The following is a 24,098-nucleotide window of genomic DNA, read 5'->3' on the forward strand; positions in this document are numbered from 1 at the left end:
CTGCGCCGGGCGGCGGTGGTTACTTCTGTTCGCTCTGCGGCGTGACCCGCAGCACTTCCTCGACCGTGGTGAGCCCGGCGGCGACCTTCTGCGCGCCGGACAGGCGCAGGCTGCGCATGCCTTCCTTGAAGGCGTTGCGACGCAGGCCGACGAGGTCGGTATCGGCGGTGATGTAGCTCTTCACCGAATCCGACAGCAGCATGATCTCGTAGACCCCGGCACGGCCCCGGTAGCCGGTGTCGCGGCATTCCAGGCAGCCCACGGCGCGATGCGCCCCGGTGGGCAGCGGTGCGCTCCAGGGGCGGGTGAGGTTCTGCCAGTCTTCCTCCTCCAGCTCGATGGGCGCCTTGCAGTGCGGGCACAGGGTGCGCACCAGGCGCTGGGCCATGACCCCGAGCAGGGTGGCGCGCAGCAGGTAGTAGGGCACGCCCAGTTCCAGCAGGCGGGTGATGGCGCTGGGGGCGTCGTTGGTGTGCAGGGTGGAGAGCACCAGGTGGCCGGTGAGGGCGGCCTGGATGGCCATCTCGGCGGTCTCCAGGTCGCGGATCTCGCCGACCATGATGATGTCCGGGTCCTGGCGCATCAGGGCGCGCACGCCGCTGGCGAAGGTCAGGTCGATGTTGTGCTGCACCTGCATCTGGTTGAAGGCGCCCTCGATCATCTCGATGGGGTCTTCGATGGTGCAGACGTTCACCTCGCTGGTGGCCAGCTGCTTGAGCGTGGTGTAGAGCGTGGTGGTCTTGCCCGAGCCGGTGGGGCCGGTGACCAGGATGATGCCGTTGGGCTGGTTGGTCATGCTCTGCCAGCGCTTGAGGTCGTCCTGGGAGAAGCCCAGCTGGTCGAAGCTTTTCAGCAGCACCTCGGGGTCGAAGATCCGCATCACCATTTTCTCGCCGAAGGCGGTGGGCAGGGTCGACAGGCGCAGTTCCACCTCGCCGCCCTCCGGGGTCTTGGTCTTGACCCGGCCGTCCTGGGGCTTGCGCTTCTCCGCCACGTTCATGCGGCCGAGGCTCTTCAGGCGGCTGACGATGGCCATCGTCACCTGGGGCGGGAACTGGTAGACGGTGTGCAGCACGCCGTCGATACGGAAGCGCACGGTGCCCTGCTCGCGGCGCGGCTCGATGTGGATGTCGCTGGCGCGCTGCTGGTAGGCGTACTGGAACAGCCAGTCGACGATGTTGACGATATGCGCGTCGTTGGCGTCGGGTTCCTGGTCGTTCGCCCCCAGTTTCAGCAGTTGTTCGAAGTTGCCGACGCCGCTGATCTTCTGGTCCACGGCGTTGGCGCCGCTGACCGACTTGGCCAGGCGGTAGAACTCGACGGTGAAGCGCTGGATGTCCGCCGGGTTGGCGACGATGCGCTTGATCGGGCGCTTGAGGACGTGGGTCAGGTTGCCTTCCCAGCTGTGCACGAAGGGCTGCGCGCTGGCGATGGTGACGCTCTCGCTGTCGGCGGCCACGGCGAGGATCTTGTGGCGCTGGGCGAAGGCGTAGGACATCAGCGGGGTGACCGCGGCGACGTCGATCTTCAGCGGGTCGATGCGCAGGTAGGGCTGGCCGGCGTACTCGGCGAGCCATACGGTCAGGGCTTCGAGGTCGAGCTTCTTGCCGGGGCGCTTGAGGTCGTCGACCTGCTGGCTGGCGAGGAATTCCAGCGGGTGCTGCTGGTTGTTCACCGCACTGCGGCGAATCGCCATGCACTGCTCGGCGGTGTCCTGGGCGATCCGGCCCTGGTTCACCAGCTCCCGCAGGAGGTCGTTGAGGTCCAGCCAGCGATCCTGGGCGGCTGAGGCAAAAGCGGACATGCAGGCTCCTTGGTCACGCGATCCCGGTCAGGGAAGAGTAGCCAACGCACTCTTCCGTGGAGGGTGCACAGGATGCCCGAATCGGCGCCCCGGAGCGAAGGGCAATGCGTGACCGGGTGCACCGAACGGCGCGGTCAGGATGCCGCAGGCTGCACGTCCACCGAAAACACGCTGACCAGGGAACGCATCTTCTGCGCGATCACCTCGGCGCGGTGCAGGGTCAGGCCGTCCTGGCGCAGTCGCAGCAGCAGCTCGTCGCCCTGGCGGCTCGACTCCAGCCACTGCGGCACCAACTGCAGCTGGGCGAAGTAGGCGAGCAGGCGGCTGAGGATGTCCGCGTCGGCCTCGGCGAGGATGGTGAAGCTCAGGGTGCGCGCCTGGCCGGGCAGGTGCGTCTTGCTCCATACATCCTCACGCGGCGCTAGGGCGGTGGGGAAGGGCAGTGGCGGGGTGACGCGGGGCGATTCGTCGAGATCGAGCATGGTGGCGTGGCTCCGGAGGCGATGGCCTATTTTCCGGGCGCCGGAGGGAGAATTTCTGCCTGTTTATTGGTCGTTCCGACTGATTGGGGAATAGAATTTCCCCTATATCCATTTATTGGGGTTTTTCATGCCTATCGAGCTCGATCCCTACGATCGCCGCATCCTCGAGCTGCTGCAGGAGGACGCCGGCATCGCCACCGCCGAGATCGCCGAGCGCATCGGCCTGTCCCAGTCGCCCTGCTGGCGGCGCATCCAGCGGCTCAAGGAGGAGGGGGTGATCCGCCGCCAGGTGACCCTGCTGGACCGGCGCAAGATCGGCCTCAACGCGCAGATCTTCGCCCAGGTGAAGCTCAACGCCCACGGCCGCTCCAACCTCACCGAGTTCGCCGAAGCCATGCAGGGCTTCCCCGAGGTGCTGGAGTGCCACGTGCTTATGGGCGCGGTGGATTTCATGCTGCGCATCGTCACGAAGGACATCGAGGCCTACGAGCGCTTCTTCTTCGAGAAGCTGTCCATGGTGCCGGGCATCCAGGAGGTCAACTCCATTGTCGCGCTGTCGGAGATCAAGTCGACCACCCGTTTGCCGGTGGGGGGGTAGTGCTGGGACCTTCATGGGCACCCTTGTAGGGGCGACTTCAGTCGCCAAGCGGGCCGTAGGTCCGCCCCTCGAGGTCACGACGGGACCGCTGCGCGGCCCTTTCGCGAATGAATTCGCTCCTACCGGTCATATGGGCTCAGGCCTGCTGGAAGTCCTTGGGCGAATGAATTCGCCCCTACAGGAGCATGCCGATGCGCTGGCTGCCGTAGGGCAGGTGAAACCCGCCGGCTTATCCCGCGGAAACGAAAAAGCCCCGCATCGGCGGGGCTTTTCCAGGGTGGTGCGGATCAGGCGTTGAGGCCGGTGGCCTCGTCGGCGCCGATGTGCACGTTCATGCACTGCACGGCGGCGCCGGCGGCGCCCTTGCCGAGGTTGTCCAGGCGCGCGACCAGGTTGAGGCGCTCGGCGGAGCCGAAGACGAAGAGGTCGACGCGGTTGGTGTCGTTGCAGCCCTGGACGTCGAAGAAGCCGCCGTCGAGGTTGCCTTCGTCACCGGCCGGCATCACCCGCACGAACTGCTCGCCGGCGTAGTGCTGGCGGTAGATCTCGGCGATCTCGGCGGCGCTGGCCTTGCGTGCCAGGCGCTCGGTGTAGAGCGGCACGGTCACGGCCAGGCCCTTGAGGAAGGGGCCGACGATGGGGTTGAACACCGGTGCCTGGGCCAGGCGGCCCTGCACGCGCATTTCCGGCAGGTGCTTGTGCTCCAGGCCCAGGGCGTAGGGACGCGGGCTCATCAGCCTGGCGTCGTTGCCGGCTTCGTACTCGGCGATCATGCCCTTGCCGCCGCCGCTGTAGCCGGTGAGGGAGAAGGCGGATAGCGGGTAGTCGGCGGGCAGCAGGCCGGCGTCGATCAGCGGGCGCACGGCGAGGATGAAGGCGCTGGCGTGGCAGCCGGGCACGGCGATGCGCTTGCTGGTGCGGATCTTCTCGCGCTGGCCGGCAGCCAGTTCCGGCAGGCCGTAGGCCCAGCTGTCGTCGGTGCGGAAGGCGGTGCTGGCGTCGATGATGCAGGTGTTCGGGTTGGTCACCAGGGACACCGCCTCGCGCGAGGCGACGTCGGGCAGGCAGAGGAAGGCGACGTCGGCGGCATTGAGGAAGCGTGCACGCTCTTGCGGGTCCTTGCGCTTGTCATCGGCGATGCGCAGCAGCTCCACGTCGGAACGGCCGGACAGGTAGTCGAGCAAACGGAGGCCGGTGGTGCCTTCCTGACCATCTACGAACACTTTGAAAACCATGGCGGACTCTCTCGGACAGACGAATGAAGAGCGGGGCGCGCATTGTAACCAGCGCGGCGGCGCCTTGGCCAAGCGCGTCGGCGGATCAGGTCCGCGAGGCGTCGGGCGGCGTGGTGGCGGGGGGTGGTGTCAGGCCCATGGAGACATAGATGCTGGTCAGCGCATCGACCCCCATGTCGGCCGGGCGCACCCAGTCCACCGGTACGTAGAGCAGGCCGCCCCCCACCGGGATGGGCGCGGTGGGCACCAGGATGGCGCAGTAGGGCCGGCCTTCCAGTTCGATGGGCGCGGAGCTCGGTTGCAGGGCGAGCACCGCCGCGCCGTCGCCACCGAAGAAGCACCAGACCGGCTGCATGGTGGTGATGTCGGCGTTCTTTTCCTTGTCGAGCATGCCGACGAAGCGGTCGGCGATGTTGTAGACGTTGCCGATCAGCGGGGTGCGCCGCAGGGTCTGGTCGAACAGCCAGGCCAGCGGCCGGCGCAGGCCCAGTTGCACGGCGAGGCCGAGGGGATAGAGGCTGGCCAGCAGCACCAGGGTGCCGACGAACCAGGCCAGGACCGGGCTGCTGGCGAACGGCTGGCCGAGGGCGGCGAGCAGTTGCCCGATCAGCGTCGAGGGGCCCACCAGGCGATTGAGCAGGCTGACGATCCAGGCCAGCAGCGCCAGGGTCAGCACCAGGGGCAAAAGGGCCAGCAGGCCGGTCAGCCAGGTGCCGAGCAGGGATCTGAAGCTTTGCTTGAACATCGCGGGGGTCCTCGTCGGCACCGCGCGGGCGCGCGGTGCCGGGTCGCATCACTTGAGCAACTGCTTCCAGCTCTTGAGCGTCAGCACCTGGTGGGCCTGGCTGACGCGGGCTTCGAGGGCCTCCTCGTCGATCGGCCGGCCGGCCAGTTCGGCCAGCTTGTTCAGCTCGCCGTAGCAGCGGTCGGTCTCGGGGATCTCCAGCAGCACGCTGCGGGCCAGGCGCAGCCAGACCAGCAGGCGCTCGATGCGCGGCAGCTGCTCGGCGAGGTCCTCGGGCTGGCGCTTGTAGCGGTCCAGCTGCAGGTCGCGGGCTTCGTCGCCCAGCAGGCGCGGCAGCCACTTGCCCAGCGCGGCCTTGCCCTGGCGGTTGCCACGGTCGTTGCGGCCGACGGCCCAGGAGCGGGCCAGCAGCCAGCTGGAGGCGTCGAGGGAGAACAGGCCCCAGCGGGTGCCGGCCAGTTCATCGGCGAATTGCTGCGGCGCCGCCTGGCGCGCGGCTTCGTCGTCCCGGCCGGCAGCCAGGCGCGGGCGCCAGTCACCGATCAGGGCGTCCAGGGCTTCGCGCAGGCCGTGGCTGCTGGCACGCGGCGCGGCTTGGCCGAGACTGCCGAGCAGGGCGCGCAGGTCGATCAGTTGTTGCAGCCATTCGCCGAGCAGCTTCCAGTGGCCGTTGAAACGGTATTGCTCGGCCAGGCGCTGGCTGCTGCCGAGCAGGTGCCAGGCGATGGCGGCGATGGCGTCGTCCAGGGGCATCTCGGCGTCCAGCGCCGGGGCCGGCAGGGCGACGCTGTAGCTGTTGGCGTCGAACAGGCGGTAGCCACGCTCGGCCTTGCTGATGTCGCAGGGCATCAGGGGCAGGTCGGTGGCCAGTTCGCGGGCCAGCTCCAGCAGCGCCTCGGGTTCGCCCTGGCGCAGTTCCAGCTCCAGCTCGCAGATTTCCTCCTCGGCCTTGCCGGCGATGACCTTGCCCAGGTCCAGCGCGGCTTCCACCACGACCTTGGCCTTGCCGCGGCCCCAGGCGATCTCGGCGCGCTCGCGGACGAAGTCGGTGGTGAAGATCGGCGCCAGCGTCTTCTTGTCCAGGTCGGCGAGGCTGGCCGGCCAGCAGTCGTCACCGAGCTTCTTCGGGTCGAGCTTGGCCTTGGGCAGGTACCAGTCCCATTCGTTGCGCTCGGACAGCCCGGCCACGCTCTGGCCACGGCTCTTGAGGGTCTGGATGAACTGGTCGCCGTCGCGACGCAGGCGCAGGGCGACCCTGGCCCGGGACAGATCCCGCTCGGGAGTGTCGTAGTACTGGTTGAAGAGTTCGCGTTTCTCCCAGCCGCTCTTGTTGCGCTTCTTCAGCAGCGGGTGGTCACGGAGGGCTTCGAGGGTCTCGCGGCTGGCGCGGAGCTTGATTTCGGTTTCTTTTTGCATGGCCGGAGTTTTATCAATCGCAGCACGGGATGGCTGCCGAGGCCGTGAAGTCTACAGGAGGCCGAGGCGCCCTGCCGGGCGGTTTCGCCGCCGGGGCGTTGTCCCTATGATGAGTCCTCGTCCGTGGAGAAAGCCGATGCCCGTTCCAGACCTGAAGAGCCAGTTCGCCGCGCTGATCGCCGCGCCTTCGGTGAGTTGCACCCAGCCCGGCTGGGACCAGTCCAACCAGGCGGTGATCGACCTGCTGGCGACCTGGCTGGGCGAGCTCGGCTTCCGATGCGAGGTGCAGCAGGTGGCGCCCGGCAAGGCCAACCTGCTGGCCACCCTGGGCAGCGGCCCCGGCGGCCTGGTGCTGGCGGGCCACAGCGACACCGTGCCCTTCGACGCCGCGCTGTGGAAGAGCGACCCGCTGAAGCTCGCCGAGGCCGATGACCGCTGGTACGGCCTGGGCAGCTGCGACATGAAGGGCTTCTTCCCCCTGGTGATCGAGGCGGTGCGCACCCTGCGCGACCAGCCGTTCCGCCGCCCGCTGATCGTCCTGGCCACCTGCGACGAGGAAAGCTCGATGTCCGGCGCCCGTGCCCTGGCCGCCGCCGGGCAGCCGCTGGGCCGCGCCGCGGTGATCGGCGAGCCCACCGGGCTGAAGCCGATCCGCCTGCACAAGGGCGTGATGATGGAGCGCATCGACATCCTCGGGCAGAGCGGCCACTCCTCCGACCCGAGCCTGGGCCGCAGCGCCCTGGAGGCGATGCACGAGAGCATCGCCGCGCTGGTGGCCCTGCGTGGCGAGTGGCAGCGCGAATTCCACAACCCGCTGTTCAACGTGCCGCAGCCGACCCTCAACCTCGGCTGCATCCATGGTGGCGACAACCCCAACCGGATCTGCGGGCAGTGCAGCCTGGAATTCGACCTGCGCCCACTGCCGGGCATGCAGCCGGAGACGCTGCGCGCGGCCATCCGCCAGCGCCTGGCGCCGCTCGCCGAGCGCCATGGCGTGGCCATCGACTACCAGCCGCTGTTCCCCGCCGTGCCCCCCTTCGAGGAGCCGGCCGGAAGTGATCTGGTGCGCCTGGCCGAACGTCTCACCGGGCATGCCGCAGAAGCGGTGGCCTTCGGCACCGAAGCCCCGTATCTTCAGCAGCTCGGTTGCGAGACCCTGGTGCTCGGGCCCGGCGACATCGCCTGCGCCCACCAGCCCGATGAACACCTCGAACTGTCACGCATCGAGCCTACCGTGGCGCTGCTGCGCCAGCTCATCCAGCACTACTGCCTGAACCCCGCCGACAAGGCCTGACGTGGAGGGAATCCGTTGATGCTCCTGCGACGACGATAAACGCGACGCCCCCAACTCCGTCTCCGGAGTAGCAACGCTCATTTCGCCAACGTCCACAGGCTCATGGATTCCATGCACGACTACGTCAACTGGCTTCGCCACGCATCGCCCTATATCAACGCCCACCGGGACTGCACCTTCGTGGTGATGCTGCCCGGCGAGGGTGTCGCCCACCCGAATTTCGGCAACATCGTCCACGACCTGGTGCTGCTGCACAGCCTGGGCGTGCGCCTGGTGCTGGTGCACGGCTCGCGTCCGCAGATCGAGGCACGCCTGGCTGCGCGCGGGCTGACCCCGCACTTCCACCGCGATCTGCGCATTACCGACGGCCCGACCCTGGAGTGCGTGATCGACGCCGTGGGCCAGCTGCGCATCGCCATCGAAGCGCGCCTGTCCATGGACATCGCCGCCTCGCCCATGCAGGGCTCGCGCCTGCGCGTGACAGGCGGCAACTTCGTCACCGCACGGCCCATAGGCGTCGTCGATGGCGTCGACTACCACCACACCGGCGAGGTGCGCCGCATCGACCGCAAGGGCATCGGCCGCCAGCTCGACGAGCGCTCCATCGTGCTGCTCTCGCCCCTGGGCTACTCGCCCACCGGGGAGATCTTCAACCTCGCCTGCGAGGACGTCGCCACCCGCGCCGCCATCGACCTGGGCGCGGACAAGCTGGTGCTGTTCGGCAGCGAGCGCGGGCTGATCGACGAATCCGGCAAGCTGGTGCGCGAACTGCGCCCGCAACAGGTGCCCGGCCACCTCGTGCGCCTGGGCAACAGCTACCAGGCCGAGCTGCTGGACGCCGCCGCCCAGGCCTGCCGCAGCGGGGTCAAGCGCAGCCACATGGTCAGCTACGCCGAGGACGGCTCGCTGCTCACCGAGCTGTTCACCCGCGACGGTGGCGGCACCCTGGTGGACCAGGAGCAGTTCGAGTCCCTGCGCGAAGCCACCATCGACGACGTCGGCGGGCTGATCGACCTGATCACTCCGCTGGAGGACCAGGGCATCCTCGTGCGCCGCTCCCGCGAGGTGCTGGAACGCGAGATCGGCCAGTTCACCATCGTCGAGCGCGACGGCCACATCATCGCCTGCGCGGCGCTCTATCCCATCGCCGACTCCGATGCGGGCGAGCTGGCGTGCCTGGCGGTGAACCCCGAGTACCGCCACGGCGGCCGTGGCGACGAGCTGCTGGAGCGCATCGAGGACCGCGCCCGTGCCCTGGGCCTGAAGACCCTCTTCGTGCTCACCACGCGCACCGCCCACTGGTTCCGCGAGCGCGGCTTCCAGCCCAGCGGCGTGGAAAGCCTGCCGGCGGCGCGCGCCTCGCTCTACAACTACCAGCGCAACTCGAAGATCTTCGAAAAGGTGCTGTGAGGCCGCTCCTACGGGGCTGAGGACTCGGCAGGATGGGCGTGTGCCGTAGGGTGTGAGCGACGGCTGCCTGCTTCGAGTTCAAAGGGCCCGGCGCCGAGCCGGGCCCATCGCGGCTGAAGCCGCTCCCACAGGGGGGAGTCCCGCTTACTCCATCACGGCAGGATGGCGAACACCCGCGCCGGGAAGCCGGTGCCCCGGGCGATCTTCGGGAAGCTCACGACCACCAGCGCGCCGGCTTCCGGCACCTGGTCCAGGTTGGCCAGCAGTTCGATCTGGTAGTGGTCCTTGCCGAGGATGTAGGACTCCAGCGAATAGTCGTCCTTGCTGGTGGCGATGCCCGGGTCGGTGTCCGTGGTCTCGTGGCCGGAGGCGGTGATCTTGCGCGTCTCGTAGAGGTAGACCAGCGCCTCCTTGCTCCACCCCGGGTAGTGGGCCACGCCCTGGGCGTCGGCGTTCTGGATCTTCTCCTGGCTCGGCCAGCGCTTGGACCAGTCGCTGCGCAGGGCCACGAAGGCGCCTTCGGGCACCGGGCCGTGCTTGGCTTCCCAGGCCTTCACGTCGGCCAGGGTCAGCACGTAGTCGGGGTTCTTCGCCGCCTGCTCGTGGATGTCCAGCACCACCAGCGGCAGCAGCTGTTCCTTCACGTCGATCTGGTCGATGCCGCGCAGGCCCTTGTGGAAATGCACCGGCGGGTCGACATGGGTGCCCCACTGGCCGACGTGGGTGTAGAGGTCCACCTGGAAGCCGTCCTTGTCGACGGTGTAGAGCGTCTTGCGCTGGGCGTTCTCGAAGCCCTTCCAGTGCGGCACCTGCTCGTCGTAGGCGTGGGTCAGGTCGACCCAGGTCTTGGCTTTCAGGGTGGCGTAGGTGTCCCAGAGGCCGGGTTGCGCGGCTTGGGCCAGCAACGGCAGGGACAGCGAGGCGGTGAGGGCCAGGCGGCCCAGGGTGCGTATCGACATGCGTGACCTTCTCCATGGTTGGGACCGGGCCGGTATGGGCGCTCTGCCTATACTGGCTGACTCATAACTTAGAAGGGGAAACGTGATGTCGTCTAAGCACTTGATCGAATATGAACATGCCAGTCCGGAAGTCCGTGCGGTCTATGACGACATCATGGCCACGCGCAAGGTCGACCAGGTCAACAATTTCTGGAAGGCCCTGGCCCAGCATCCTGAGAACCTGCGCCGCACCTGGGAGAGCCTGAAGCAGGTGATGGCCCCCGGCGCGCTGGACCCGCTGACCAAGGAACTGCTCTACGTCGCCGTCAGCGTGACCAACAACTGCGCCTACTGCATCGGCTCGCACACGGCGGCGGCACGCAAGGCGGGGATGACCGAGGCGATGTTCGGCGAGCTGCAGGCGGTGATCGGCATGGCCAACGAGACCAACCGGCTGGCGACGGGCTATCGGGTTCCGCTGGACGCGGCGTTTCGCGAGGACTGATTCAGGCGATCCGCGAGGGACGCTGCAGCTCGTACTGGTCGTGGCCGTCGTCCCAACCGGCTTCCCAGGCCGCGGCGAGGACTTCGGCGGGGTAGGGTTGCTGGTCGATCGTCTGGCCGGTGAGGCCCGCCATGTAGCCTTGCTGGTAGGCCTTGTTGAGGCTTTCCAGGCTCCATTGCTGGCTGTCTTCGGGGTGGGCGTCTGGGGGCGCCATGGGCAAAGCTCGCAGGCTCTGGATTTGTGCTCATGCTAGCTGTCGGTTTTCCGGCGCGGGTGGCCGCCTGTCCCGCTTCGAGCCCCAGCTTGTCGGTTTTGTGACGGGCCGCGCCTTTTTGGGGCGCGTGGGTTCACGGGTGGTTTCGGTGCCGCTGGGCGCAGTTGCAATCCGTAGGTTGGGCTGAGGTACGAAGCCCAACGAGCGGGGTTGCGGCTAGCACCGTTGGGCCTCGCTGCGCTCGGCGCCAACCTACGTTGACGTAGCCCGGGTTTCAGCCCGGGAACGGCAGGGACCGCGTCAGTTGCTCAGCAAGCCGAGGATGCTGGCCTGGTAGGCGGCGACGAAGGTGTCGAAGTCGACGTCGGGCTCGGCTTCCAGGCGCGCCTGTTCCTCCAGGGATTCGCGGGCCATGGCTTCGAGGCGTGCCTGGTCGTCCGGGGCCAGGGCCTCGGCGCGGAAATACTCGGCGTGCAGGCGGCTCTGGCGCAGGGAGAACTCGCTGAAGCTCTCGCCGCGTTCGCGCAGCTCGGCCAGCACCTGTGCCGACGGCGTGAGGCGGGTGTCCTCGACCTTGAGGCGCTGGGCCTGGAGGGCTTCGGCATGGGCCTGGCCGCCCTGGGCGCGGTCCAGCAGGTCGGCGGTGCGGGCGATCTGCCCGAGCAACTCGAAGGCCCATTCCTTGAGGCCGATCTCCTGGCCGTTGCGCTGCAGGTGCAGGCCGGGGCGACGGCCTTCCTTGACCACGCGCTGGAAGTTGTCGGTGCAGTCGCGGCACTCGCCGCCGGCCAGGGGCGGGCTGTCCTGCAGGGCGCAGAACAGCAGGAAGGCGTCGAGGAAACGCGATTCGGCCAGGTCGATGCCTAGCGGCAGGAAGGGGTTGATGTCCAGGCAGCGCACTTCGACGTACTGCACGCCACGGGCCATCAGCGCCTGGATCGGGCGCTCGCCGGTGTAGGTGACGCGCTTCGGACGGATCGAGGAGTAGTACTCGTTCTCGATCTGGATGACGTTGGTGTTCAGCTGGATCCATTCGCCATCGCGCTTGGTGCCGATCTCGGCATAGGGCGGATAGGGCGTGGAAACGGCCTGGCGCAGGCTCGACAGGTAGCTGTCGAGGCTGTTGTAACAGGGCGTCAGGCCGGACTGGGCGTTGTTCTGGTAGCCCAGGTCGCTCATGCGCAGGCTGGTGGCCCAGGGCAGGAACAGGGTGTCGGCGTCGAGGCGGTCGAGGTCGTGGGGGCGGCCGCGGAGGAAGTTCTGGTCCAGCGCCGGTGCCGCGCCGAACAGGTACATCAGCAGCCAGCTGTAGCGCCGGAAGTTGCGGATCATCGCGATGTAGCGCGCGGACTGGAAGTCGCGGTCGCTCTGCGGATCGCCTTCGGCCTCCTTGAGCAGCGGCCACAGGGCTTCCGGCAGGGAGAAGTTGTAGTGGATGCCGGCGATGCACTGCATGGTCTTGCCATAGCGCACGGCCAGGCCGCGCCGGTAGACGTACTTGAGGCGGCCGATGGGCGAGGTGCCGTAGCGGGCGATCGGGATCGCCTCTTCGCTGGGCAGCCGGCCGGGCATCGAGGCGCTCCACAGCAGCTCGCCGTCGAGCTTCTGGTAGGTGAAGCGATGGATCTTCTCCAGGTCCGCCAGGGTCGCCGCCGGGTCGTGCTCGGTGGGGGTGATGAATTCCAGCAGCGACTCGGAGTAGTCGGTGGTGATCTGCGGGTTGGTCAACGCGGAACCGACGGCCACCGGATGCGGGGTCAGGGCCAACTGGCCGTTGTCGTCGACGCGCAGGCATTCGCGCTCGATGCCGTGCAGGCACTGGGTCAGCAGGGACAGGTGGGCACGCTCGCCCAGCAATGCCAGGCGGCGGGAGAGAAGGTCGCTCAATTTGGAATCCTGTGGGTCCCAGGGACAGTCGCCCCAATATGAGGGTGGACTGGTCGGTCTACAAGGGGCGGACATGACTGCGTTGTCGCTTTGTCCAGAATAGAGCGTCGCCGTCCTGGCGCTTACAGCTGGGCGAAGGTGCCTTGCCCTTTGGCGACCAGCTTGTCGCCCTGCAGCACATCGGCCTCGACCACCAGGGTCCGCGAGCCGGCGTGCACCACCCGCGCGCGGCAGAGGATGTCACCCTCGGCCACGGGGCGGATGTAGTTGATCTTGCATTCGATCGTGGCGCTGCGCCGCTCGAAGCCATGGACGCTGGTGCAGGCCAGGCCCATGGCGATGTCGAGCAGCGAGAAGATGGCTCCGCCGTGCATCACCTGGCCGCGATTGCGCAGGTGCTCGGCCATGGACAGGCGCGCCTCGGCGACGCCGTCGCCCAGGCTGACCGGTTCGATGCCCAGCAGCTTGCTGTAGGCGCTGGCGGTGTGCAGGTCGGAGACTTCCATCAGCTCACTTCTTCTTGATCTGCTTGGCGTTGGCGAACAGCGAGGCCATGGCGTTGTTCGCCGGGGCCGCCTGCTGCTGGCGCGGAGCACCACGCTCGGGACGCTGGCCGCCCTGCGGGCGACCGCCGCCGCGCGGGCCCTCGACCTTCTCGCCGGGGGTGTCGCTCATGCGCATGGACAGGCCGACGCGGTTGCGCGGGATGTCCACCTCCATGACCTTGACCTTGACGATGTCACCGGCCTTGACCACCTCGTACGGGTCCTTGACGAACTTCTCCGACAGCGCGGAGATGTGCACCAGGCCGTCCTGGTGGACGCCGATGTCGACGAAGGCGCCGAAGTTGGTGACGTTGGTCACCACGCCTTCCAGCACCATGCCGGGCTTGAGGTCCTTGAGGCTCTCGACGCCTTCCTGGAACTCGGCGGTCTTGAACTCCGGGCGCGGGTCGCGGCCGGGCTTGTCGAGCTCCTTGAGGATGTCGGTGACGGTCGGCAGGCCGAAGGTCTCGTCGGTGAACTTGGCCGGGTCGAGGCGCTTGAGGAAGGCGGAATCGCCGATCAGCGAGCGCACGTCGCGGCCGGTCCCCTCGGCGATGCGTTGCACCAGCGGGTAGGTCTCCGGGTGCACCGCCGAGGCATCCAGCGGGTTGTCGCCGTTCATCACGCGGAGGAAGCCGGCGGCCAGCACGTAGGTCTTCTCGCCCAGGCGGCTGACGTTCTTCAGCTCCTCGCGGGTCTTGAAGGCACCGTTGGCGTCGCGGTGGGCGACGATGTTCTGCGCCAGGGTCGCGTTGAGGCCGGAGATGCGCGCCAGCAGGGCGGCGGAGGCGGTGTTCACGTCCACGCCGACGGCGTTCACGCAGTCCTCGACCACGGCGTCCAGGCTACGCGCCAGCTGCAGCTGGGAGACGTCGTGCTGGTACTGGCCGACGCCGATGGACTTCGGCTCGATCTTCACCAGTTCGGCCAGCGGGTCCTGCAGGCGGCGGGCGATGGACACCGCGCCACGCAGGGACACGTCCAGCTCGGGGAACTCCTTGGCGGCCAGTTCCGAGGCCGAGTACACCGATGCGCCGGCCTCGCTGACCATGATCTTGGTCATCTTCAGGCCCGGTAGCTTGCTGATCAGCTCGCCAGCCAGCTTGTCGGTCTCGCGGCTGGCGGTGCCGTTGCCGATGGCGATCAGGTCGACGCCGTGCTTGGCGCAGAGCTTGCCGAGGGTGGCCAGGGTGTCGTCCCACTTGTTGTGCGGGACGTGCGGGTAGACGGTGGCGGTCTCCAGCAGCTTGCCGGTGGCGTCGACCACGGCGACCTTGCAGCCGGTGCGCAGGCCCGGGTCCAGGCCCAGGGTGGCGCGCGGGCCGGCCGGGGCGGCCAGCAGCAGGTCATGCAGGTTGCGGGCGAAGACGTTGATCGCCTCGGTCTCGGCGCCTTCGCGCAGCTCACCCAGCAGGTCGGTCTCCAGGTGGGTGTAGAGCTTGACCTTCCAGGTCCAGCGCACCACCTCGCCCAGCCATTTGTCGGCGGCGCGGCCCTGGTCCTTCACGCCGAAGCGCTCGCCGATCATCACCTCGCAGGGGTGCATGGTGCCGGGCAGCTCCTCGCCGACCTTCAGGGCGACGCTGAGCACGCCCTCGTTGCGGCCGCGGAAGATCGCCAGCGCGCGGTGCGAGGGCGCGCCCTTGAGGGGCTCGTCGTGCTCGAAGTAGTCGCTGAACTTGGCGCCTTCCTGCTCCTTGCCGGGAACCAGGCGGGCGGTCAGGGTGGCGTTGTCCTTGAGGAAGCCGCGCAGGCTGGCAAGCAGCGTGGCGTCTTCGGCGAAGCGCTCCATGAGGATGTACTTGGCGCCTTCGAGCACGGCCTTGGTGTCGGCGAAGCCTTTCTCGGCATCGATGAAGCGCGCGGCTTCGGTCTCCGGGTTCAGGGTCGGGTCGGCGAAGAGGCCGTCGGCCAGCTCGCCGAGGCCGGCTTCCAGGGCGATCTGGCCCTTGGTGCGGCGCTTCTGCTTGTAGGGGAGGTAGAGGTCTTCGAGGCGGGTCTTGGTGTCGGCCAGCTTGATTTCGCGGGCCAGTTCCGGGGTCAGCTTGCCCTGCTCCTCGATGCTGGCGAGGATCGCGCCACGGCGGTCCTCCAGCTCGCGCAGGTAGCGCAGGCGCTCTTCCAGGGTACGCAGCTGGGTGTCGTCCAGGCTGCCGGTGACTTCCTTGCGGTAGCGGGCGATGAAGGGAACGGTGGAGCCTTCATCGAGCAGGGCGACGGCGGCGGCGACTTGTTGCGGGCGCACGCCCAGCTCTTCAGCGATACGGTTGTTGATGCTTTCCATATGAAAAAGACACACCTGATGACCAACGAAAGACCGGCCGGGCCTGGCCCTGGCCGGGAAACAAGCGGCGCATTATAAACACCCCGTTGCGCTGGCCAGGGAACCGTTCGGGGAAAAATCTGCTAACAATGGTCGAGCCGCGCGACACCGGTGCTGAGTAATAATGCCGCGCTTGAGAAACCAGGAGAGAACATGAGCAGCATCCCCAATGCCGAGGGCGAAAAGATCCTGATCGTCGACGACGACGCGCGCCTGCGTCGCTTGCTCGAGCGCTTTTTCGAAGAGCAGGGCTACCGCGTGCGGGCGGTGGAGAACGTCGAGCAGATGGACCGCCTGCTGGCCCGCGAACTGTTCAACCTCGTGGTCCTGGACCTGATGCTGCCTGGCGAGGACGGCCTTTCCGCCTGCCGCCGCCTGCGTGCCTCGAACAACCAGGTGCCGATCATCATGCTCACCGCCAAAGGTGACGAGTCCAGCCGTATCCAGGGGCTGGAACTGGGCGCCGACGACTACCTGGCCAAACCCTTCAACCCGCGCGAGCTGCTGGCGCGGATCAAGGCCGTGCTGCGCCGCCAGGCGCCCCAGGTGCCCGGCGCCCCGGCCGCCGCCGACGAGAGCGTCACCTTCGGCGAGTACGAGCTGTCCCTGGCCACCCGCGAGCTGAAGCGGGGCGAGGACGTGCACATGCTCACCACCGGTGAGTTCGCCGTGCTCAAGGCCCTGGTCCAGCATGCCCGCGAGCCGCTGACCCGCGACAAACTGATGAACCTCGCCCGTGGCCGCGAGTGGGACGCCCTGGAGCGCTCCATCGACGTGCAGATCTCCCGCCTGCGCCGGCTGATCGAGCCCGACCCGTCCAAGCCCCGCTACATCCAGACCGTCTGGGGCGTCGGCTACGTGTTCGTGCCCGACGGCAACAAGTGACCTCCCCCCGCCGCGCCCGCATCCCGGGCGCGGCACTGCCTCGCAAGGCACCTGAGCCTCCTGCCCGGAAAACCCGATGAAAGCGCCGTACTGGTTCCCGCAGAGTTTCTTCTCCCGCACCCTCTGGCTGGTGCTCATCGTCGTGCTGTTTTCCAAGGCGCTGACCCTGGTCTACCTGATGATGAACGAGGACGTCCTCGTGGACCGCCAGTACAGCCACGGCGCGGCGCTGACCCTGCGTGCCTACTGGGCGGCCAGCGAATCCGAGCGCGACGACCTGGCGCGCGCCGCCGGCCTCAAGCGGGTGACCAGCGACGCCGTGCCGCCCAGCGAGCAGCACTGGCCCTACAGCGAGATCTTCGAGCGGCAGATGCAGACCGAGCTCGGCCCCGAGACCGAGGTGCGCCTGCGCGCCAAGAGCCCGCCGGCGCTCTGGGTGCGGGCACCGGCACTGGGCCCCGACTGGGTGCGCATCCCGCTTTATCCACACCCCTTGCGCGGGCAACGCATCTGGAGCGTGCTCGGCTGGTTCCTCGGCATCGGCCTGCTGTCCACCGCCGCCGCGTGGATCTTCGTGCGCCAGCTCAACGCCCCGCTCAAGCGCCTGGTGTTCGCCGCCCGCCAGCTCGGCCAGGGCCGCAGCGTGCGCCTGCCGGTGAGCGACACGCCCAGCGAGATGACCGAGGTCTACCGCGCCTTCAACCAGATGGCCGAGGACGTCGAGCAGGCCGCCCGCGAGCGCGAGCTGATGCTGGCCGGCGTCTCCCACGACCTGCGCACCCCGCTGACGCGGCTGCGCCTGTCCCTGGAGCTGATGAGCAGCGACAGCGAGTTCACCGAGGACATGGTTCGCGACATCGAGGACATGGACGCCATCCTCGACCAGTTCCTCGCCTTCATCCGCGACGGCCGCGACGAGCGCCAGGAAGAGCTCGACCTGGGCGAGCTGGTGCGCGAGGTGGTGGCCCCCTACAACCAGCACGAGGAGCGCGTGCGCCTGTGCCTGGAGCCGGTGCCGCCGTTCCCCCTGCGGCGCGTGTCGATCAAGCGCCTCCTGGCCAACCTGATCGAGAACGCGCTGCGCTATGGCGGCAACGGCGTCGAAGTGGCCGCCTTCGTGGCGGGCGATCACACCGCACCCTATGTCGTCCTCAGCGTGCTCGACCGTGGCCAGGGCATCGACCCGGCCGAGCTGGGCGACATCTTCAACCCCTTCATCCGTGGCGACCGCGCCCGTGGCGGCAAGGGCACCGGGCTGGGTCTGGCCATCGTCAAGCGCATCGCCGCGCTGCACGGCGGCAGCGTCGAGCTGCGCAACCGTTCCGGCGGTGGGCTGGAAGCCCGCGTGTGCCTTCCCCTGGGCCTGCTGCTGCCCCGCGACGCCGCCTGACAGGCCCCGCGCGGCGGGGCCCGCGTCCAACCGCGACGCCTTCCGTCAGGCTGCGACGCGGGCTCGTTGTTGCATAGTGTCACTTTGCCCTGACCCACGTACTCTAGGCGCCCTGGACAATCCTCCTGCGCGCGTAGACTTGAGGTCAGAATGCCCGCCGCTAAAGCCCGCTTGCCCAACTGGACCTGGTGGTCGTCACTGCCGTTGCTGCACCTCGCCACCTGGCTCTCCCTGGGCACCCAGGTTTCCGGCGGCGTCGCGCTTTGGTACCTGCCCTTTTCCCTGGGGCTTGTGGCGTGCCTCTGGTGGGGCCCACGGGTACTGCTCGCGGTCTTTCTCAATGCCGTTCTGAGTGCACCGCTCTGGGGACTGGACTGGCATCTCGCGCCCTTCTACGCCCTGCCCGAGACCCTCAGCATCGGCGTCGGCTGGCTGCTCCTGCGGCCGCCGCGCTTCGATGTCGCCCTGCCGGATTTCGCCAGCCTGCTGCGTTTCATGCTGCTCGGCGTGCTGGTGCCCGTGACCCTGGTGGCCGTCGGCGTGCAGGGCAGTCTGTTGCTCACCGGTGTGATCCGCCCTGAAGCCTGGGGCACCGCCAGCCTGCTGATGTGGCTGGGCGACAGCCTGACCACCCTGGTGATCTGCCTGCCGCTGCTCACCTACCTAACCCCCTGGCTGCGTCGTCGTCGCTGGGCGCTGGGGACCCCCGCGCCGCTGGCAGAATCCATGCTGCGCCTGCCGCCCTGGCCGCTGCTGCTGCTGCTGGCCATCGCCTTGCCGCTGGCGATCGCGGTGATGCCGCTGCTGCTGACCCTCCCCCTGATCGGCCTGGTGATGCTCAGCCTGGCCCTCGCCCGGGGGTTCCCCGGAGCCCTCTGCGGCGCCGGCCTGGCCACCGCCACCGTGCTCTCGCTGCCGCTCCTGCGTGAGCTGGGCGAAGCTCCGCAGTGGCTGGAGCCGCAGCGCATCGAACTGCACCTGAGCGTGCTGCTGCTGATGGTTTCGACTCTGCTGGTGGGGCGGACCCTCAGCGACCTGCGCCTGGAGCTGCGCCGTCGTGCCGAGATGCAGCAGGCCCTGGCGATGAACAGCCTGGCACTGGAGGCCAGCCCGCTCGGCGTGATCATCGTCGACGCGCGCCAGCCCGACTTCCCGCTGACCTACTGCAACCCCGCCTTCCTGCGCATCACCGGCTACAGCCGCAAGGAAGTGCTGGGGCGCAACTGCCGCTTCCTGGTCGGCCACGACCGCAACCAGCCCGAACTGCCGCGCCTGCTGGCGGCCATCCGGCGCGGCGAGCCGTGCCAGGCGATCCTGCGCAACTACCGCAAGGACGGCAGCCTGTTCTGGAACGAAGTGACCCTGGCGCCGATGCACGACGACCATGGCATCAGCCATTTCGTCGCCCTGCAGCATGACGTCAGCCGCCGCGAACTGCTTGCCGAGGAGCTGGGCATGCGCCGCGAGGAACTGATGCGCCAGACCCACCTGCTGAGCCAGACCGAGGCCATCGCCGACATCGGCGGCTGGGTACTGGAATTGCCCAGCGAGCAGATGTTCTGGAGCGAGGGCACCTTCCGCATCTACGACCTGGAGCCGGTGGGTGGCGCACCCAACCTGGAGCAGGCGATGAACTACTTCGACGAGGACAGCCGCGCCCGCGCCCGCGCCACCCTCGATCATGTGCTGCGCAGCGCTGACCCCTTCGACATCGAGCTGCGTGTCGTCACCGCCAAGAGCAACTACCGCTGGGTGCGCCTCAAGGGGCTGGCCGAGCACGATGGCGAGCGGGTCATCCGCATCTACGGCGCGATCCAGGACCTTACCGAGCAGAAGCGCGCCGCGCGCCGCCAGCGCGAGCGCGAAGAGCACCTGCATCTGTTCTTCGAGGCCCCGCTGATCGGCATGGCCCTGTGCTCGCCCGAGCACTGCTGGGAAGAGGTCAACTTCAAGCTCTGCAGCATCCTCGGGCGCTCCCGCGAGATGCTCCAGGGCGCCGACTGGATGAGCATCACCCACACCGACGACCGGGGCGCCGAGCAGGCTTTGCTGCATCAGGTGCGCAGCGCCCAGCGCGACGGCTACGAACTGGACAAGCGCTTCCTGCGGCCCGACGGGAGCATCGTTTACACCCGCGTCAACGTCCGCGCGGTGCGTGATGGCGATGGTCGCATGTACGCCCTGCTGGCCCTGGTGGAAGACGTCAGCGCCCGTCGCGAGGCCGAGGCGCGCTACCGCATCCTGGTGGAGCACGCTCCCGAGGCGATCCTGGTATTCGACGTCGAGCGCGGCATCACCGAGGCCAACGAAAACGCCGCCCGCCTCTACGGGCTGCCCCGCGAACAGTTGATCGGGCGCATGCCCACCAGCTTCAGTCCGCCGCTGCAGGCCGACGGCCGCCCCTCGCGGGACGTCGGCCACGCCTACGCACAGGCCGCGCTGGCCGGCGAGGCACCGGTGTTCGAATGGCTGATGCGCGACGTCGCCGGCCGCGTGCGCCCCTGCGAAGTGCGCCTGGTGCGCCTGCCCGGCGGCGCCGCGCCGCTGATCCGCCTGAGCATCACCGACATCTCCGAGCGCCAGCGCTACCAGCGCGAGATCGAGCGCCTGGCCTACAGCGACGAACTCACCGGCCTGCCCAACCGCCGCTTGCTGCTCGACCGCCTGCAGCACGCGATGGCCCGGGAGGTGCGCGAGGGCCGTTTCGGCGCCCTGCTGTTCATCGACCTGGACCATTTCAAGACGGTCAACGACAGCCTCGGTCACCCGGTGGGCGATGCGCTGCTGCGCGAGGTCACCGCGCGCCTGGCCAGTTGCCTGCGTGCCGAGGACACCCTGGCGCGCCTGGGCGGCGACGAATTCGTGGTGCTGCTCGAGGCCCTGGGCGAACACCCCGAGGCGGCCGCCGAACATGCCGCCGAGGTGGGTACCAAGCTGCTCCACAGCCTGCATGGCAGCTATCGCATCGGCGAGCACGAGTTGTCGGTCAGCGCCAGCATCGGCATCGCCCTGCACCCCTTCGAGCGCCAGGGCGCGTCGGACGTCCTCAAGCAGGCCGACACCGCCATGTACCGGGCCAAGCAGGGCGGCCGCAATGCGCTGCACTTCTTCGCCCCGGCCATGCAGGCCGCCATCGACCAGCGCCTGCAGTTGCAGAGCGAGCTGCGCCAGGCCGTGGCGCGCGAGCAGCTGTTCCTCGAGTTCCAGCCGCAACTGGCCCTGGCCGACGAGCGCGTGGTCGGCGCCGAGGCGCTGCTGCGCTGGCGCAGCCCAACGCGCGGTGTGGTGCCGCCTGCCCAGTTCATCGCCCTGGCGGAGGAGACCGGGCTGATCCTGGAACTCAGCGACTGGGTGCTCGACCGCGCCTGCGCCGCCCTGGCCCAGTGGCTGCCGCGCTGGCCGGAGCTGGTCATGGCCATCAACATCAGCCCGCGCGACCTGCGCCAGGGTGATTTCGTCGCCCGGGTCAGCGACTGCCTGCAGCGCCATGGCGTACCGGCCCAGCGCCTGGAGCTGGAGATCACCGAAGGCAGCCTGCTGGAGGACGTCGAGCAGTGCATCGCCGCCATGCAGGCACTCAAGAGCCTGGGCGTGCGCTTCGCCATCGACGACTTCGGCACCGGCTATTCCTCGCTCACCTACCTCAAGCGCCTGCCGCTGGACCGCCTGAAGATCGACCGCAGCTTCGTCGAAGGCCTGGAGCAGGCCGGCAGCGACGCCGCGCTGGTGGACACCATCCTCGCCATCGGCCACAACCTCGGCCTGGAGTGCATCGCCGAAGGCATCGAGGCCAGCGGCCAGCACCAGAGCCTGCGCGCCCTGGGCTGCGCCCTCGGCCAGGGCTTCCACTTCAGCCCGCCGCTGGACGAGGCCGCCTTCGTCGACTGGATGGGGCAGCGCGCCCCGTGAGCCTGCTCCTGCATCCCGGGGTGCCGGGGCCGGCGCGGCAAAGCGTCGGTGCTGGTCTTAACTTCAACGGGGCTCGCCACCCGAACATCAGCCTGGTGGCGGCCCATACCCTCAAGGATGGGGTGCCCGACCAGGATGGTGGACAGGTCCTGGCGTAGATCGTCATCCGTCAACCCGCTCTTCCCAGGAGATCCCCGTAATGACCACGCTGCTGCTGTACAAGGACATCAAGGCGCTGAACCGCGAGGAGCACCGCTCGCTGAAGCTCGCCAGCCTCCACAACAGCGAATTCGCCGCCAGCACCCACCTGGTGCCGCTGGCCGGCCTGGAGTTCTTCCAGGCCTCCCGTCACTACCCGATCGTGTTCATCGGCGAGGGCGTCCAGGCCGTGCCCATCGCCCTGCTGGGCCTGAAGGCCGGCCACAACGGCTACGTCGACGCCAACAACCTGTGGCAGGAGAACTGCTACATCCCGGCCTTCGTGCGCCGTTACCCGTTCGTCCTGGCCCAGGACAGCGCGGAGAACTTCACCGTCTGCTTCGACGCCGCCTACTCGGGCTGGAACGAGGAAGAAGGCCGCGAGCTGTTCGACGAGCAAGGCCAGAACAGCCCCTTCCTCGAAGAGATGATCCACTTCCTGCAGAACTTCACCACGGAGATGGAGCGCACCCGCCGCTTCGTCGACAAGCTAAACGAGCTGGAACTGCTGTCCCCGCGCAGCCTCAAGCTGAGCCACAGCAACGGCGAGAGCTTCGTGCTCAGCGACTTCCTGGCGGTGGACGAGGAGCGCTTCCTGGCCCTTTCCGACGACAAGGTGCTGGACCTGCACAAGTCCGGCTTCCTCGGCTGGATCTACGCCCACCTGATCTCCCTGGGCAACGCCAACCAGCTGTTCGCGCATTACCTGGCGAAGAAGGCCGCCGGGGACACCACCCCCCATTGACGGGACGGCTCCGCCCCCCGGCCAGGGAGCGGAGCCTGCTTCAGCGCAATGCTTCCTTGATGCCGGGTGCAACCCGGCGCCTTGTGGACAGGGGAGGGCGGTTCAGCCCTTGCCCTTGGTGCGGGTCATGTTGGGGCCGGCGTGTTTTTCCAGGTGTTCGATGATGATCCCGGCGACATCCTTGCCGGTGGTCACTTCGATGCCTTCCAGGCCGGGGGAGGAGTTCACCTCCATCACCAGCGGGCCGTGGTTGGAACGCAGGATGTCGACGCCGGCCACCGACAGGCCCATGACCTTGGCGGCGCGAATGGCGGTCATGCGTTCTTCCGGGGTGATCTTGATCAGGCTGGCGCTGCCGCCACGGTGCAGGTTGGAGCGGAACTCGCCCGGCTTGGCCTGGCGCTTCATCGAGGCGATGACCTTGTCGCCCACCACGAAGCAGCGGATGTCGGCGCCGCCGGCCTCGCGGATGTACTCCTGCACCATGATGTTCTGCTTCAGCCCCATGAAGGCCTCGATCACCGATTCGGCCGCCTTCTCCGTTTCGCACAGCACCACGCCTATGCCCTGGGTGCCTTCCAGCACTTTGATCACCAGCGGGGCGCCGTTGACCATGCGGATCAGGTCGGGGATGTCGTCGGGGGAGTGGGCGAAGCCGGTCACCGGCAGGCCGATGCCCTTGCGCGAGAGCAGTTGCAGGGAGCGCAGCTTGTCCCGCGAGCGGCTGATGGCCACCGACTCGTTGAGGGGGAACACGCCCATCATCTCGAACTGGCGCAGCACGGCGCAGCCGTAGAAGGTCACCGAGGCGCCGATGCGCGGGATCACCGCGTCGAAGCCTTCCAGCGGCTGGCCGCGGTAGTGGATCTGCGGCTTGTGGCTGGCGATGTTCATGTACGCGCGCAGGGTGTCGATCACCTGGATCTCGTGCCCGCGCTGCTGGCCGGCCTCCACCAGGCGACGGGTCGAATACAGACGCGGGTTGCGCGACAGCACGGCAATTTTCATTGGGCACCTGGAAGGGAGTCGAAGGCCGGTAGGGTCGGCTTGTCCTGTACGTAGCTAAGGGCCGGGTTGACCACCAGTTGGCCGTCCACCAGGGCTTTGGATCCGATCAGCACGCGGTAGCGCATGGTCTTGCGACAGGCCAGGGTGAACTCGATCGGCCAGGCGCGATCGCCCAGGGCGACCGTGGTGCTGATCACATAGCGGCTCTGGGCCTGGCCGTTGGAACTCTTGATGGTCTTCACCGAGACCACCTGCGCCTCGCAGCGATGGCGCCGCTGTACCAGGGTGCCGAGGTGCGCGGTGAAGCGCACCCAGCGCTGGCCATCGCGCTCGAAGGGCACGATGTCGCTGGCATGCAGGGTGGAGGTGCTGGCCCCGGTGTCGATCTTGGCGCGCAGGCCGACCATGCCGAGTTCGGGCAGGGCTATCCATTCACGCAGGCCGATCACGGAGAGTTGGTCGAAAGTCTTCAAAGCATGCTTTCCGGTAAAGTTGTCGGCATTCTAGTTGCCCCTTGTGACAACTGCATCCGGCCCGGCGTGCGCCCGGGAGGCAAATTTTCAGGTT

General features: G+C 68.1%; 20 protein-coding genes. 8 read left to right on the forward strand and 12 right to left on the reverse strand.

The annotated features are described in order from the left end of the window. Nucleotides 1–19 precede the first annotated feature (19 nt). Both WFQ67_RS15445 and WFQ67_RS15450 read right to left on the reverse strand, forming a co-directional pair. Nucleotides 20–1,804 (reverse strand): GspE/PulE family protein, encoded by a 1,785-nt coding sequence (locus WFQ67_RS15445; protein ID WP_173178566.1) that lies wholly within the window; start codon nucleotides 1,802–1,804, stop codon nucleotides 20–22. A 134-nt stretch (nucleotides 1,805–1,938) separates the two neighbouring features. Then, entirely contained in the window at nucleotides 1,939–2,286 is a 348-nt protein-coding gene (locus tag WFQ67_RS15450; RefSeq protein WP_213627085.1) for a hypothetical protein, read from the reverse strand. Between the two features lie 127 nt (nucleotides 2,287–2,413). Between WFQ67_RS15450 and WFQ67_RS15455 the strand changes: the two genes are divergently transcribed. Then, nucleotides 2,414–2,884: an Lrp/AsnC family transcriptional regulator gene (locus WFQ67_RS15455; RefSeq protein ID WP_337057406.1), complete on the forward strand. Its 471-nt coding sequence runs from the start codon at nucleotides 2,414–2,416 to the stop codon at nucleotides 2,882–2,884. A 287-nt stretch (nucleotides 2,885–3,171) separates the two neighbouring features. Here the strand turns inward: WFQ67_RS15455 and argC are convergent, their stop codons facing one another. From argC to WFQ67_RS15470, 3 genes are all read right to left on the reverse strand, one after another. Next, entirely contained in the window at nucleotides 3,172–4,119 is a 948-nt protein-coding gene (gene argC / locus WFQ67_RS15460) for an N-acetyl-gamma-glutamyl-phosphate reductase (RefSeq protein ID WP_285960532.1), read from the reverse strand. Between the two features lie 85 nt (nucleotides 4,120–4,204). Further along, nucleotides 4,205–4,864 carry a DUF502 domain-containing protein gene (locus WFQ67_RS15465; protein ID WP_213627079.1) on the reverse strand — a complete coding sequence of 220 codons (660 nt, stop codon included), beginning with the start codon at nucleotides 4,862–4,864 and terminating at the stop codon, nucleotides 4,205–4,207. A gap of 48 nt (nucleotides 4,865–4,912) precedes the next feature. Next, nucleotides 4,913–6,280, reverse strand: coding sequence for a CYTH domain-containing protein (locus WFQ67_RS15470; RefSeq protein ID WP_337057409.1), 1,368 nt, complete (start codon nucleotides 6,278–6,280; stop codon nucleotides 4,913–4,915). Nucleotides 6,281–6,416: 136 nt separating this feature from the next. Here WFQ67_RS15470 and argE point away from each other — a divergent pair, with 136 nt between their 5' ends. Then, nucleotides 6,417–7,574 (forward strand): acetylornithine deacetylase, encoded by a 1,158-nt coding sequence (gene argE / locus WFQ67_RS15475; protein ID WP_213627075.1) that lies wholly within the window; start codon nucleotides 6,417–6,419, stop codon nucleotides 7,572–7,574. A 111-nt stretch (nucleotides 7,575–7,685) separates the two neighbouring features. Then, nucleotides 7,686–8,984 (forward strand): amino-acid N-acetyltransferase, encoded by a 1,299-nt coding sequence (gene argA / locus WFQ67_RS15480; protein ID WP_213630732.1) that lies wholly within the window; start codon nucleotides 7,686–7,688, stop codon nucleotides 8,982–8,984. A gap of 152 nt (nucleotides 8,985–9,136) precedes the next feature. Here the strand turns inward: argA and WFQ67_RS15485 are convergent, their stop codons facing one another. Next, nucleotides 9,137–9,943: a cyclase family protein gene (locus WFQ67_RS15485; protein ID WP_173178574.1), complete on the reverse strand. Its 807-nt coding sequence runs from the start codon at nucleotides 9,941–9,943 to the stop codon at nucleotides 9,137–9,139. Nucleotides 9,944–10,028: 85 nt separating this feature from the next. On the opposite strand from WFQ67_RS15485, the gene WFQ67_RS15490 reads away from it, so the two are divergent. Next, nucleotides 10,029–10,427, forward strand: a complete 399-nt coding sequence (locus tag WFQ67_RS15490) for a carboxymuconolactone decarboxylase family protein (protein WP_337057411.1) — start codon at nucleotides 10,029–10,031, stop codon at nucleotides 10,425–10,427. Between the two features lies 1 nt (nucleotide 10,428). On the opposite strand, the gene rmf is transcribed toward WFQ67_RS15490, so the two are convergent. The 4 genes from rmf to WFQ67_RS15510 all read right to left on the reverse strand — a co-directional run bounded on the left by rmf (nucleotide 10,429) and on the right by WFQ67_RS15510 (nucleotide 15,357). After that, nucleotides 10,429–10,641, reverse strand: coding sequence for a ribosome modulation factor (rmf, locus tag WFQ67_RS15495; RefSeq protein ID WP_173178575.1), 213 nt, complete (start codon nucleotides 10,639–10,641; stop codon nucleotides 10,429–10,431). A 300-nt stretch (nucleotides 10,642–10,941) separates the two neighbouring features. Next, complete coding sequence (gshA, locus tag WFQ67_RS15500) at nucleotides 10,942–12,528, reverse strand: glutamate--cysteine ligase (protein ID WP_213627062.1); 1,587 nt, start codon at nucleotides 12,526–12,528, stop codon at nucleotides 10,942–10,944. Between the two features lie 122 nt (nucleotides 12,529–12,650). Then, nucleotides 12,651–13,034, reverse strand: coding sequence for a PaaI family thioesterase (locus tag WFQ67_RS15505; RefSeq protein ID WP_111260805.1), 384 nt, complete (start codon nucleotides 13,032–13,034; stop codon nucleotides 12,651–12,653). 4 nt (nucleotides 13,035–13,038) lie between these two features. Continuing rightward, nucleotides 13,039–15,357, reverse strand: a complete 2,319-nt coding sequence (locus WFQ67_RS15510; protein WP_213627059.1) for a Tex family protein — start codon at nucleotides 15,355–15,357, stop codon at nucleotides 13,039–13,041. Between the two features lie 153 nt (nucleotides 15,358–15,510). Here WFQ67_RS15510 and ompR point away from each other — a divergent pair, with 153 nt between their 5' ends. The 4 genes from ompR to WFQ67_RS15530 all read left to right on the forward strand — a co-directional run bounded on the left by ompR (nucleotide 15,511) and on the right by WFQ67_RS15530 (nucleotide 22,523). Beyond that, nucleotides 15,511–16,281: an osmolarity response regulator transcription factor OmpR gene (gene ompR / locus WFQ67_RS15515; protein ID WP_442969596.1), complete on the forward strand. Its 771-nt coding sequence runs from the start codon at nucleotides 15,511–15,513 to the stop codon at nucleotides 16,279–16,281. A 76-nt stretch (nucleotides 16,282–16,357) separates the two neighbouring features. Then, the gene (locus tag WFQ67_RS15520; protein WP_173178580.1) at nucleotides 16,358–17,671 is read left to right on the forward strand and encodes an ATP-binding protein; all 1,314 of its coding nucleotides are present in this window, start codon (nucleotides 16,358–16,360) and stop codon (nucleotides 17,669–17,671) included. A 150-nt stretch (nucleotides 17,672–17,821) separates the two neighbouring features. After that, nucleotides 17,822–21,580 (forward strand): bifunctional diguanylate cyclase/phosphodiesterase, encoded by a 3,759-nt coding sequence (locus WFQ67_RS15525; protein WP_337057413.1) that lies wholly within the window; start codon nucleotides 17,822–17,824, stop codon nucleotides 21,578–21,580. Between the two features lie 199 nt (nucleotides 21,581–21,779). After that, nucleotides 21,780–22,523: a SapC family protein gene (locus tag WFQ67_RS15530; protein WP_337057415.1), complete on the forward strand. Its 744-nt coding sequence runs from the start codon at nucleotides 21,780–21,782 to the stop codon at nucleotides 22,521–22,523. 102 nt (nucleotides 22,524–22,625) lie between these two features. Here WFQ67_RS15530 and rimK read toward each other — a convergent pair whose 3' ends face one another. Together rimK and rimB are read right to left on the reverse strand one after the other, a co-directional pair. Then, on the reverse strand, nucleotides 22,626–23,531 hold the full coding sequence (rimK, locus tag WFQ67_RS15535; RefSeq protein WP_173178584.1) for a 30S ribosomal protein S6--L-glutamate ligase: 906 nt from the start codon (nucleotides 23,529–23,531) through the stop codon (nucleotides 22,626–22,628). Continuing rightward, a complete protein-coding gene (gene rimB / locus WFQ67_RS15540) occupies nucleotides 23,528–24,004 on the reverse strand; it encodes a retropepsin-like aspartic endopeptidase RimB (protein ID WP_111260797.1) in 477 nt (158 codons plus the stop codon). Before rimB ends, rimK begins: the two co-directional genes overlap by 4 nt. Nucleotides 24,005–24,098 lie beyond the last annotated feature (94 nt).

The sequence above is a fragment of the Pseudomonas sp. USHLN015 genome (assembly GCF_037153275.1).
GTDB lineage: Bacteria > Pseudomonadota > Gammaproteobacteria > Pseudomonadales > Pseudomonadaceae > Metapseudomonas > Metapseudomonas tohonis.